Source organism: Bacteroides stercoris ATCC 43183 (assembly GCF_025147325.1).
In the GTDB taxonomy this organism is placed as follows: Bacteria; Bacteroidota; Bacteroidia; order Bacteroidales; family Bacteroidaceae; genus Bacteroides; species Bacteroides stercoris.
The window spans coordinates 3299416-3311984 of the sequence record NZ_CP102262.1 but is presented as its reverse complement, the minus strand read 5'-3'; the positions used below and the strand labels follow the sequence as shown (position 1 = coordinate 3311984).

Genomic DNA, 12569 nt, shown 5'->3' with positions numbered 1-12569 from the left:
CCGTTTCTATTTGATAATTCTTCCTTGATTTGTATTTTTGTGAAGTAACTTTGATTTTATAATACTATGATTCAGAAAAAAGATAATCCTATTCCATATAAATGTACAGAATGTAAATTTACGGTTACACAATATTATGGTACTAAACTATATGCTTTACATACAATATTAGTTAGCAGTAGTTTTAATCAAGTAAATTTTGTAATAGCCCTTGGTGATGATCGTGATTATGTGAAACAGATAGCTAAATATGTTGATAAGAGTGCATATTTCAAACAGTATGTTTTTCTTGCTAAGGAACACTATAAAAATGCAATTCCCTTTTTTATCAAGGATAAAGGTGCTGTTCGGTGTGATTATGATGGTACTCCAATCTTAAGCTATGAATGTGATATATGGTGTCCGAAATATCATAATGGGGATAAATTCTTTTATTTTAAGCATAATGATGCGAAAAGCAGGTTTGATTATCTTGTTAGAAGAGGAGATTTAATTGAAGCTGTAAAAGAGAACGAAAAATGGCATTTACCTAAGAATATAAATGAAATTTTATTTATGCCACCCAAATATAAGACTGAGGTAATTCCACTGAGTGAGTTGCTTAAATGAATAATGGCCATGATACAAGAAGAATACCAATTTGACGAAGCCTCAGTACAGGCAATCATGCACTGGGCGGAAACAGCACAGTTACCGAAAGAAGTAGTATTGAGTGAATCTGAGCATATCTACGACACGTCTTTGTATGTTCGGGCGAACATTAACGACATCAAGCAGCATTATCCGGATGCGTTTTATAATCCGGCTATCATCCGGCTTTACCGGTTGAAGGAATTTGTAGAAGGGATGGCTGAATAGTCGTCCCTTTTCACTATATTTTGCTATCTTTGCCCACATGACTTACAACGAGGCTTTATCATATTTGGAACGCATTAAGGATACCGCCATTGGTGCACCCGTGAAAGGGCGTTTCATAGAATCATTATTCATCGGTCCTACCGATTGGGAACAAATGACAGACTTTATGAATCTCCGTATCCAGAAAGGAGAGGAAACGGCTTTGACTGAGTTTGACAGTGCCGGCAAGAGTCTTTCTGTATATGGGGTGTCGGTCAATAATGAATTTGACGTGCCGCATTGGGATATGATTATTATGGATAATTGGGAGCTGATGATAGGTAATTGAGATGAAAAATCCCCGTAGCGGCTCAACTACGGGGATGGTGTCAAATAACAGAGTATCAATATGAGATACTAAGTGAGCCTATTTTTTTAGAAATGTCCTGTAGGGCATCGTTAAATGTCTGTAATTCTTCTTGTGTGAAGCGTGCCGGTTTTCCGTTTACCAGATTACCATTTAATCTCTGATACAGCCATGACCTACTTTTATTAAAGTATTTCTTCGCAAGATAGCTTAGAGAGACTATTTCGGCCACTTCTTGCAGCTGTAGTTTGATTGCGCTCTCTTCTATAACATCCAGTTTCTTATCAATGTTCTGTAAGCGCTCTGATACAAAGTTGGCAATAGCTTTCTTATCTTCTTCCGAAGTGTACTTGGCTGCTATTTCTGTCATTCTGGTATAGAACTCTGGAGAGTCTGTACCAAGTAGTGGCTTTAATGCCAGTAATTCATCTTTCAGTGCCATATATTTATTTTTAGTGCCCTCTCCGGAGAGAGGGGCTTTGTTTTACTTCTTTTTTTCTAACTCTTTTAAGACTTTGTCGATTGTCAGTAACCGGTCTAACCTTTTGTCAATCTCTTTTTCTTGGTTTGTTCCGGTAACTTCGGCGATAAATCTTAGTTGGTCTAGTTCTTTTTTGAGGAATGCTCTTTGTATAAGCAAATCCTTTTTAATTTGTTCGTTACTCATGTTGATTACTTTTGTTATTTGACATTACAAATGTAATAATCTTTTGATTATTATACAAACATTGCATGAATTATTTTCGCTATCTCGTATATTTTTTCCATATTTACAGTGCGTTACATATTTTATTGAATAGGAGGAATAGTAATATTCCGACCATAAAGCTACTGGTGATTGATTTTGCCAGTAGCTTATTCATATACGGTTCTGCCCCCTGTGTGATAGCTTAATGGTTTCACTGTATCCTCCTATTTGAGAATATGTAACGCAACGGGAAAGCGGAACCGTTCTTTTTTCCGCTTCTTAATCCGTTGCATTATGGGTAAATCTCAATCATCCTCTCCAAAGCTTACAAAGGCTTTCATTGGCTACGGTCATTATCAGCTAACAGTCTCACGTATTCCGATTACGTGAAAACCGCGATAACGGGAAATATGGAGTTAATAGACCGTTTGAACTCTGATGTAGAAAAGGAGAGGGAAGAAGCCACTGCCGAAGCAATAGCTTTTGTCCAGGAACAATCACTTTAAGCTGTCGAAGATTTTCCTCATTGCATCATCAGCGTGTTTTCGCATTACTCGAAAATAGTTGAATATAGGACGGTTCGTTTTCATTGATTGGCCGATACAATATTCAAGAATTTCTAAGGATATACCTAATTCGAATCCATGTTGAACGAATGATTTACGTGCAGAATAATAAACCACATGCTTTCTTATCCCTGCTATTTTGGAGAGTTCTTCCATTTTACGGGATACAACAGAATAACATTGCCCGAATGTTTTATACTTACCAAAAACAAGTTTACCATTCTTCTGCATATATTTGTTTATGATTTCCCTTGCTTCCGGCTGGACGGAGAATGCCGTTTTACTTTCACCACTTTTTTTGTTCTTTGTTTTTCGCCGGTAATATTCTATCCATTCTTTTCGGAAATCAATATCAAGCATATCTACAAGATTGATACCACCCAAGTAATAGCTTAACATGAAAATATCACGTACTACTCCGATATTGTATTTAGGAATTTCCATATCTCGGATTGCCTTTATTTCATCAATGCTAAGGTCTAATTCACGTATATTGGCTGACGGCATTCTGCAGAACTCAAACGGTTCTACTTCATATCTGACCATATTATGTTTCTTGGCATAGTTGATAATTACTTTGAGTAATGTAAGGTAGATTTTAATGGTGGTAGGAGAGAGCCGTTTGTCTTCAAGGTCCATTTCAAAATGCTTGATGTTTCGAGGCGTAATCATTGAAAGTAGCAAATCACCTTGTGACTTGATGAATGATTGGCATGCCAAACGATACAACTTTTCAGATTTGTTTCTTTTCTCCTCTGCGAGTTCTGACAGATAAGATGTCATTGCAGAGGAAAACTTGGCATTGGTGTAGTCTTTCTTTTTTATGATGATTTCTCGGAGCTCGGAACATGAATATACATCCACATCATATATGTTGTCAATAACATTCTGATAATGGTTAAGTAGATTCCGAAGTTTCATGTTCATTGAAGCGGCTTCCGGATGATTGATAACTTGCCCCTCTTTGAATTGTGATAGGGTGTCAATAATACAGTTTGTTGGAATATATCTGGTATTGGAATTATGGGCCAGTGATATTCTTACTTTGTGCTTTCCGTTGATAAGCACTTTTGCAGGTACGATACAAAGTTTAAGCGTTGCCATATTTTTGTTTAATAAAGTTGCGACAATTTGTTAGTAATAAAATCGGTGTCCGACAATCGTCCGACAATCAAATTTTGCAACCTGCTGCGAAATATTGGAAATACGCTTTTCCCGTAACTGCTTGATATACCTATAATAAAAGCACTTCCAACGTTCGCTTACGGAGGAAGTGCTTTACATAAAAACTAAACTAGACTTAACTAAACTATTCTATTGGGGGAGTTTCACAACTCCTATCTGTTCGCGGCAAAGGTAAAAAAACATCTTTTAATATGCAATAGGATATTATTAGAAATAGCCCGATTTCAATAAAATATAAACCTATAAGGGTATTTTTAACTCCTTTTATTAAGAAAATCTTGGAATATTTGTTTATAACTGTCACTGACGGGGATATAGTTCTTGCCAAAAACAATACGTCCACGGTCGATGATACGTATTTTGTCTTTTTGGACGATATAGGAACGATGCACGCGTATGAAGCGTGAAGCAGGCAGAAGTTCTTCTATGGACTTCATGCTCATGAGCGAGAGAATGGGTTTGGGAGAGTTCTCCTCATAGATTTTGATATAATCTTTCAAGCCTTCGATGTAAAGAATATTTTTGAGCTCCACTTGTATCAGTTTGTAATCACTTTTTACGAAGATGCTTTCAATTTCCTCTTGGGGCTGTTGCAGCAGTTCGAACCACTTCACTGCTTTATTGGCGGCTTGCAGAAAGTCTGCATACGAGATGGGTTTCAGCAGATAATCGAGGGCGTTGACCCTATACCCGTCTATGGCATATTGGTCGAAAGCGGTGGTGAAAACGATACGGGTATGTGTATCTACCATTCTGGAGAATTCCAGGCCGTTGAGTTCGGGCATTTGGATATCAAGAAAAAGAAGGTCGACACGCTTGTCCGGCAAGTCGCTCATCGCTTGCACTGCACTGGAGTATTTGCCGGCAAGCTCCAGAAACGGGGTTTGGTTGACGTAGCTCTCCAAAAGGTTCAGGGCCAGCGGTTCGTCATCTACGATTGCGCACTTCAGATTCATGTTGTCAGTAATTGATTGTTAAAACCGATTTATATTCTTTTCCGTCCTCACTTATGCCGTGCTTCCATTCGTACCGGCCGGGATAGGTCAGTTCCAGACGCTTGCCTACTTGTTCCAGTCCGATGCCGCTGCCGCTTTTGTCGGCTTCGCTCTTGGGGTGGTAGCTGTTGGTGATTTCGCAACGTACTTCATGCACATTCTCGCTGAAATATATACGGATATGGCTGGGCTCGGTGGGAGAGATGCCATGTTTGAAAGCATTCTCTATGAGGGAGATGAATATCAGCGGGGCAATCTCCGTAGGGCTGTCGGGACGAATATCGAAACGCGTTTCAACAGTGACGTTGGACGAGAGACGGATGCGCATCAAGGCGATGTAGTTCTTGATGAAATCCATTTCCTTGCCTAAAGTTACGAAGTTCTGCTGATTGTCGTAAAGGACATGGCGCAATAAACGGCTCAGTTCCTGTACGGCTGTTTGTGCCTTATCCGTATCAAAGGCAATGAGTGCGTAGATATTGTTCAGCGTGTTGAGCAGGAAATGCGGGTTGAGCTGGTTGCGGAGATTCTTTAATTCGGCTTCCGTGCGACTTTTTTCGGCTTCGCGGCGGGCGGCTTCCACCTGCACCCAACGTCCGCTGAGGCGAATGGCCGCACTCAACCCTACAGTAAGTATCATGGAAAAGAAATCGCGCATGATGAATATCCACTTCGGCGGACCGATGTGTCTTTGGCCCTCACCGTCGGCTTTTGCGTAGGTGTGGAATGCGTACTCCTGCCAAAAGTGTACACCGGCTGTAACGCAAGCTATCAGCAGTATGTTCAGCAGGAGATACTGCCGTATGCGCCCCTCGAACAGATAACGGGGAATGAGGAAGCAGTAATTGCAGTAGAATACGATAAGAAAAGATAGCGGAACAATGCTGCCATGACGCAGGTATTCCATCCATGTAATGGTGAAACCGCTGCGTGTCATCATCACGAAAGGAAAAGCAAATACAATTCCCCAGCCGATGATATGAATCAGGGCTTCGATGATGCGCGACCGTGAGTAGAGAATTTGTTTCATACAAATGCAAAGATAGTTTTTTTTAGCGATAAGCGATTATCACTCGTATCGTATTGCTTCTATCGGGTCTAAGTCTGCTGCTTTCTTTGCAGGATACCATCCGAAGAACACTCCTGTCACCGTACAGACGGCAAAGCTGAGGAATACGCTCCATGCCTGTATATAAATAGGCCAATGGGCTGCGCTCTTCACAATCCAGCTTGCGCCGCAGCCGATGATGACACCGATGAGACCGCCGGTAATGCTGATGAGGATGGCCTCGATGAGGAATTGCGACAGGATGTCCACTCCTCTGGCACCCACACTCATGCGCAGACCGATTTCGCGGGTGCGCTCCGTTACGGATACATACATGATGTTCATGATGCCGATGCCGCCTACCACCAGCGATATGCCGGCGATGCAGGCGAGGAGAGTGGTCATCAGGTCGGTGGTGGTGTTCAGCATCGAGCTGAGCTCCTGCTGGCTGCGTATGGTGAAATCATCGTCGTCGCTGTCCTTCAGTTTATGGTTCCGGCGCAGAATTCCGGTGATTTCTTCGGTGGCGTTGTCCGTCATGTCCTCGGTGAGTGCGGATGCGAAGATACCTTGCAGATAGGTCTGTGCAAGCAGGCGTTTCATTACGGTGGTGTAGGGGGCAAGTACAACGTCGTCCTGGTCCATGCCCATGCTGTTGTATCCTTTGGCTTTCAGTACGCCCGTCACGCGGAAAGGCACTTGATTGAAGCGGATAATGCGTCCTACGGGGTCTTCTCCGTTGGGGAAAAGATTATCCTGTATTGTCTTGCCGATGACACATACTTTGGCGGAAGTCTGTATGTCGGTTTCCGTAAACATCGTGCCGTTCTCCACCGTAAGCTGGCGGATTTCAAGGTAGTCCGTGCCTACGCCGCTTACGGATGAGGGGTAGTTGTTATTGCCTGCAATAAGCTGTCCCGATGAGGATACGTTGGGGCTGACGGCAGCCAGGAAGTTCGTTTCGTTGCGCAATGCCTCGTAGTCGGTGAGCTTCAGCGTCTGCATGGCGCTGGGGTCTTGGCGGACGCCGCCGCGCATATCCGCTCCCGGATGAATCATTATCATATTCGAGCCCATTTCGGAGATTTGCGCCTGAATGCTTTTTTTTGAACCCTGTCCGATAGCGAGCATCGTGATGACGGACGCCACGCCGATGATGATGCCCAACATCGTGAGGAAGGCACGCAGTTTATTGTTGGCAAGTGCCCGAAAGGCTATTTTGAAAAGGTTGGTTCCATTCATTGATTTGTAGTTTTATGATATTGTTTTTCTTTTTTCATCCTGCAATAAAGTAATTTACGTACTGCGTCAGTCATCCTCCTGCTTGGGCAGTGCTGCCAGTGTTTCGGCGGCATTCAGAATGTTTCGGTTGGGCTTGTCGTCCTTCACTTGTCCGTCGCGCAATACGATGTTGCGGCTGCTGTATTGGGCTATTTCCGGATTGTGCGTTACGAAAATGATGGTGCGTCCTTCGGCATGCAGTTTCTGGAAGAGCACCAGGATTTCGAATGAGGTACGGGTATCCAGATTACCGGTGGCTTCGTCCGCCAGGATTACGGCAGGGTTGTTTACCAATGCACGGGCGATGGCTACGCGTTGCATCTGTCCGCCGGACATCTGGTTGGACTTGTGCTCCAGCCGGTCGCCCAGCCCTACGGCTTTCAGCGCTTCAATGGCGCGTTTCCGGCGTTCGGCTGCCGATACGGACGAGTTGTACATCAGCGGCAGTTCCACATTTTCCACGGCTGTGGTTTTTGCCAGCAGGTTATAGTTCTGGAACACGAAGCCGATTTTATGGTTGCGGAGTACGGCACGCTGGGACTTGCTCATGGTGCGTACGGAGATGCCGTCCAGCAGATACTCTCCTACGGTGGGCGTATCCAGGCAGCCGAGTATGTTCAACAGCGTTGATTTGCCCGAACCGGACGTACCCATGATGGTGACGAACTCTCCCTCGCCGATAGAGAATGATACGCCGCGCAGTGCATGCACCGTTTCGTCTCCCACCTGGAAGTTCCGCTTTATGTTTTGAAGTTCAATTACGGTTTTGCTCATGATTAATGATGTATGGTTTACTTTGTACTGTACTTTTATACTCAGTCTCTGTACGCTGTTTCATCGGCCGTTGTTTTTCTTCTTGCTTCCCGGAGGGCCCGGCATGAACGGGCTTTTCTCACCGCTTGGTTCCTGCGGCATGTCCGCCGTTGGGCCTTCGCCCGGCAGGCGCCCTATGGTGGCTTCGGTCACTACTGTCGCACCTTCATCGATGCCGCTTACAATCTCCGTATTCACACCGTTGGAGATACCTACCGTTACCGGATGCGCGATGAATGTATTGCCCTCGCGTGTCCAGAGTTTGTGTTCGCTTTCGCAATCTTTCACAATGTCATTCTCGCCGATAAGCGGCTTTTCGGGTGTGAAACGGAGCGCACGTGCCGGAACGGAAAGCACATTCTTGCGGTCGAGTGTGTAAATCGTGACGTTGGCCGTCAGGCGCGGTTTCAGTTTCAGGTCGGGGTTGGGAGCGGATATGACAACTTCGTAGGTGACGACCGTACCGGATGTGCCGCTGCTGCCGGAACTTGTAGAGCTGTCCTCTCCCAAGCGGATTTGTGTTACTACGCCCTCAAACGTGTCATTGGGATAGGCGTCTACGCTAAACGTCACGCGTTGCCCGTCTTTCACGCCGCCTATGTCGGCTTCATCCACGTCGGCCACAACCTGCATCTGCGTCAGGTCGGCAGCGATGGTGAACAGGGTAGGAGTCTCGAAACCGGATGCCACCGTTTGCCCTTCCTCTACCGCACGGTTGATGACCACGCCGTCGATGGGCGAAGTGATGGTGGCGTACGACAGGTTGCGCTCCGCTTTTGCCAGCGATGCCTGACTGCTTTCGTAGCTGCTTTTCGCTTTCTCGTAATTGTAGACGGACTGCTCGTAGTCGGTATCGCTGATAAGCTGCTTTTCGTGCAGTCCCCGGTTGCGTTCGTAGTTCTTCCGCTGATATTCGTATTCGGCTTTCGCACCGTTGTAGGCGGCGCGTTGGGATGCCACTTCGCTTTGCAGGGTCACACGGTCCATTTCGGCTATGAGCTGGCCTTTGGTAACTACGGAATTGTAGTCGGCATATATCTTGTCGATGATGCCGCTTACCTGCGTGCCGACTTCCACTTCCGTCACCGGTTCGATGGTGCCGGTGGCGGTTATGGATTCCGATATCTCGCCTTTGATTACGGTGGCTGTCTCGTAGGTCACTTTATGTTTGGCCGTGGAGCCGCCGAAAAGCCGGATGCTTATGCCGGCTACCGCCACAACGGCTACGGCGATAAGGATAATCTTTTTCTTGTTCATATTCTGTATATCATTATTGGGTTTTAAGTAGCGTTGGTCTATACCGCAAGAGATAGTTGCGTATGGGGGTTATTATATTGAATAGGTCAAAGCGTAATCTGTTCTCCCTGGTAGAATTTCAGCAGTTGCGTGTTCAGTATTGCCATGTATTTGGCTTGCAGGGTTTCCTGTTGCGCGTTGAGCAGGTTGTTTTTCTCGGTCAGCAGTTCCACGGTATTCTTCATGCCGAGGTTGAATTGCTCTTGGATGAGGTCGTAGCTGGTCTGTGTGCTTCGCAGCTTCTCTATGGCGGCAACGTAGCGTTGCTGTGCGCTGTTGGCATCCAGCCATAACCCTTCGATGGTCTTGTACAGGTTTTTCTGATTGTCCAGCAAGTCCAGTTCGCTGTTCTGCTTCTGTATCTTGGCTTTCTGTACGGCGCTCTTGGTCTGCCGGTTGTTGAAGATGGGTACGCTTACGGTTACTCCCAAGGAGTTGTTCCAGTTCTGCTTGATTTGTTCGCCGAAGGTGAAGTCGTTGCCGTTGGTGTTCGTGCTCCCTATGCCTGCACTGAGGCTGATGGTGGGGATGTAACCGGAGCGGGCGATGTCGATGTCGAGTTCCGAGGCTTTGACATTCAGCCGGCCTGCTTCGATTTCCGGGCGCAGGGTGAGGGCGGAGCGGTAGACATCGGTCTTTGAGGGCAGCGGCGACAACACATTCTCATCGCCGAGTGTGGGGATGTAAAGCGTCATCTCCTTTTCGCCGTCCAGTTCGAGGAGTTGTTTCAGTTGCAGTTTGTAATCTTGCAGGGTAGCTTGTGCCGTTACCAATTGATATTTGTCGGTGCTGACCTGCGCTTCCAGTTGGGCGAGGTCGCTCCTGGCGATGCTTCCCGCTGCAAGCAGGGCGCGTGCCCGTTCGCATTCCGCCCGGCTGACGTCGAGGGTTGCTTCATTTACCTTGACGGCTTCGGCTGCATAGAGAATCTGTACGTAAATCTGCGTAATGCTCTCTTCGATGGTGTTCTCGCTTTCCGCCACGCCCAGTTCGGCAATGCGGTTGTTCATCCGCTGCTGTTTCAAGGTATTCAGCCGTTTGCTGCCGTTGTAAAGCGTCCAGTTGGCATCGATACCATAGCTGCCGTTGTAGCTGGTCTTGCTTTGGCTGCTGGTGATGTTGTCGCCGTCTATTATCGTATTGGTCTGGCTGTTGGGCCGGTTTACGATACGTTGGCTTACGGATGCCGTGAGGCTGGGGAAGAGGGCTGCCCTGGCGGTCTTTACGTCCACTTCGGCGCTCTTGGCGTTGAGACGGTTCTTGCGTATCGTGATGTTTTGCTGCAAAGCATAGTCGATGCAGGCTTGCAGGTTCCATTGTGCGGGAAGCGTCTGCGTGCTGTCCTGCTGTTGCGTACCGATAGCGGTTTCCTGCGTTTGCGGCATTGCGTTGCCGACACAGGTGCTTGCCGCACAGAGCGATATTACGGTCAATCTTTTTACATTTATCATATTACCTTGTTTCTATGGTTTTACCATTGCAAAAGTATGCGCAGCCTCTTGAAACGGCAAAAACAATAGACCATTGCCGGGATTGTGCCGACGGATTACTTTTTCCTGCCGATAATTAAGAGTTTGCTTTGCTGTTTTTATGAGGTGTCAAAATACACTTGCTGATTTCTATTAGGTACGGATTTCACGGAAAACACAGGTTTTCTTTATTCTTTTTTATCGTGAAAATCCGTGAAATCCGTGCCTAATAGAAACCAATAGTAAGCGAATTTTAGTTTTGACCCCGTAAAGACAGTAGATATCTTCCCAAAGAACTTCTTTATAGAATACCGGACAAAAATCAAGCTGGCTATAACTTTTCAGTTTTTTATTTGTTATTTATATAAAAGTATTTTATATTTGTAATGATTATAATTTGAACTTTATGAAAAACCTTGTTACCAGTATCTGGCAATTTTATGTCGATGGCTTCCGAAGCATGACATTGGGGCGTACCTTGTGGCTGATAATTGCAATCAAATTGTTTATCATGTTTTTTATTCTTCGTCTTTTCTTCTTTCCGAACTATCTGAATGAAGCTGCCGGAGAAGGCGATAAAGAAGATTACGTTAGCAGTGAACTGATTATGCGGGCGGGAAGATAGGGGATAGTGATAAGCGGTTAGTGATTAAGGAGGGAGGTATTCCTTTTCCTTATTTATACCTTATACTTTAATTTCATACTTAATATCACTACTGTCCCGTAAAAGTGGATAAATAGTTCTTTGAAATTATTGAAATATAGTCAATTACACGGTTTTTTGAAATGAAACGGACTTGATTTTGCAACTTTGCAGTCTAATACAAATGGCTGCTATGTTCCAAGACAAATACGTATTCTCTCAATTAACCGCTTTTCTGAACAGGACTCAGTTCAACAACTATGTTCGCAAGTATGATGGCAACAGATATGTGAAACATTTCACTTGCTGGAATCAGATGCTCGCGATGATGTTTGGACAACTGAGTAACCGTGAGAGCCTGCGAGACTTAGTCGTTGCTTTCGAGGCGCATAGGGCCAAGCAATATCATCTTGGTTTAGGTCGTGAACCGATAGCCAAGACAACTCTTGCGACAGCGAACCAGAACCGTGATTACAGAATCTTCGAAGACTTTGCATTCTATATGATGAAGGAAGCCTGCGAGAAGCGGACGACCAACATCCTTGACATTTCCGGAAAGAAATATGCGTTTGATTCAACAACGATTCCGTTGTGTCTTGCAACATTCCCATGGGCAAAGTTCCGAAGCAAGAAAGGAGGGGTGAAAGCTCATGTCTTATACGACATTGAAGCACAAGTTCCTGCCTTCTATACTGTAACTACTGCATCAAAGCATGATTCCACAGCAATGTCTTCAATCCATTATGAACCAAATGCTTATTATATATTCGACAGGGCTTATGACTCCTTTAAAGAACTCTATAGGATACATCTTACAGACTCTTTCTTTGTTGTCAGAGCCAAGACGAACTTAAAGTATAAGACAGTCAGATGGAAGCGAAGAATGCCAAAGAACATAATGACAGATGCGGAAGTGAAACTGACCGGATATCTCTCCGAGAAAAAATATCCTGAGTCATTCAGACTCGTCCGATATTACGACGAAGAGGATGACCGTGAGTTCACTTTTTTGACGAATGCAAAACAACTTTCTGCACTGGATGTCGCCGATCTTTATAAGAAAAGATGGTTAATCGAGCTGTTCTTCAAATGGCTCAAGCAGCATCTCAAGATAAAGAAATTCTGGGGCACAACAGAGAACGCTGTTCGCATACAAATCAGTGTGGCTATTATCACGTACTGTCTTGTGGCTATTGTCCAACATGATATGAAGTTGAAACGTTCAACCTATGAAGTTTTACAAATTCTCAGCATATCATTGACTGACAAAACCCACTTGCGTGACCTGTTCGACAAGACTAATTTCAATGATGTCAAAGATCTAAATGATCCCCTGATTCCGGGGCTTTTTGATTAATTGTTTAACTCGTCCCATTTTAAC

The 12569-nt window shown here is 45.0% G+C and carries 14 protein-coding genes; 5 read left to right on the top strand and 9 right to left on the bottom strand.

Annotated features, from left to right (window positions below):
* Positions 1-66 precede the first annotated feature (66 nt).
* Genes NQ565_RS13795 through NQ565_RS13785 form a run of 3 tightly spaced genes read left to right on the top strand, consistent with a single transcriptional unit; the run spans position 67 to position 1186 of the window.
* Entirely contained in the window at positions 67-609 is a 543-nt protein-coding gene (locus NQ565_RS13795; RefSeq protein WP_005651853.1) for a hypothetical protein, read from the top strand.
* Between the two features lie 3 nt (positions 610-612).
* Entirely contained in the window at positions 613-858 is a 246-nt protein-coding gene (locus NQ565_RS13790; protein WP_005651851.1) for a DUF6965 family protein, read from the top strand.
* Between the two features lie 37 nt (positions 859-895).
* Positions 896-1186 carry a hypothetical protein gene (locus tag NQ565_RS13785; RefSeq protein WP_005651850.1) on the top strand — a complete coding sequence of 97 codons (291 nt, stop codon included), beginning with the start codon at positions 896-898 and terminating at the stop codon, positions 1184-1186.
* Positions 1187-1241: 55 nt separating this feature from the next.
* Here the strand turns inward: NQ565_RS13785 and NQ565_RS13780 are convergent, their stop codons facing one another.
* The 9 genes from NQ565_RS13780 to NQ565_RS13740 all read right to left on the bottom strand — a co-directional run bounded on the left by NQ565_RS13780 (position 1242) and on the right by NQ565_RS13740 (position 10527).
* On the bottom strand, positions 1242-1646 hold the full coding sequence (locus tag NQ565_RS13780; RefSeq protein ID WP_005651848.1) for a DUF5053 domain-containing protein: 405 nt from the start codon (positions 1644-1646) through the stop codon (positions 1242-1244).
* Positions 1647-1688: 42 nt separating this feature from the next.
* Positions 1689-1871: a hypothetical protein gene (locus tag NQ565_RS13775; protein ID WP_005651846.1), complete on the bottom strand. Its 183-nt coding sequence runs from the start codon at positions 1869-1871 to the stop codon at positions 1689-1691.
* Between the two features lie 518 nt (positions 1872-2389).
* Positions 2390-3562 (bottom strand): tyrosine-type recombinase/integrase, encoded by a 1173-nt coding sequence (locus NQ565_RS13770; protein ID WP_005651844.1) that lies wholly within the window; start codon positions 3560-3562, stop codon positions 2390-2392.
* 335 nt (positions 3563-3897) lie between these two features.
* On the bottom strand, positions 3898-4599 hold the full coding sequence (locus NQ565_RS13765) for a LytR/AlgR family response regulator transcription factor (RefSeq protein WP_005651842.1): 702 nt from the start codon (positions 4597-4599) through the stop codon (positions 3898-3900).
* A gap of 4 nt (positions 4600-4603) precedes the next feature.
* Positions 4604-5668 (bottom strand): sensor histidine kinase, encoded by a 1065-nt coding sequence (locus NQ565_RS13760; RefSeq protein WP_005651840.1) that lies wholly within the window; start codon positions 5666-5668, stop codon positions 4604-4606.
* 39 nt (positions 5669-5707) lie between these two features.
* A complete protein-coding gene (locus NQ565_RS13755) occupies positions 5708-6928 on the bottom strand; it encodes an ABC transporter permease (RefSeq protein ID WP_005651838.1) in 1221 nt (406 codons plus the stop codon).
* Positions 6929-6994: 66 nt separating this feature from the next.
* Positions 6995-7741, bottom strand: coding sequence for an ABC transporter ATP-binding protein (locus NQ565_RS13750; protein WP_005651836.1), 747 nt, complete (start codon positions 7739-7741; stop codon positions 6995-6997).
* Positions 7742-7801: 60 nt separating this feature from the next.
* The gene (locus tag NQ565_RS13745) at positions 7802-9037 is read right to left on the bottom strand and encodes an efflux RND transporter periplasmic adaptor subunit (protein WP_005651834.1); all 1236 of its coding nucleotides are present in this window, start codon (positions 9035-9037) and stop codon (positions 7802-7804) included.
* A gap of 86 nt (positions 9038-9123) precedes the next feature.
* Positions 9124-10527: a TolC family protein gene (locus NQ565_RS13740; RefSeq protein ID WP_005651832.1), complete on the bottom strand. Its 1404-nt coding sequence runs from the start codon at positions 10525-10527 to the stop codon at positions 9124-9126.
* Between the two features lie 424 nt (positions 10528-10951).
* Between NQ565_RS13740 and NQ565_RS13735 the strand changes: the two genes are divergently transcribed.
* Positions 10952-11170, top strand: coding sequence for a DUF4492 domain-containing protein (locus tag NQ565_RS13735; RefSeq protein ID WP_005651830.1), 219 nt, complete (start codon positions 10952-10954; stop codon positions 11168-11170).
* Positions 11171-11381: 211 nt separating this feature from the next.
* Positions 11382-12545, top strand: coding sequence for an IS4 family transposase (locus NQ565_RS13730; RefSeq protein WP_016660807.1), 1164 nt, complete (start codon positions 11382-11384; stop codon positions 12543-12545).
* Positions 12546-12569 lie beyond the last annotated feature (24 nt).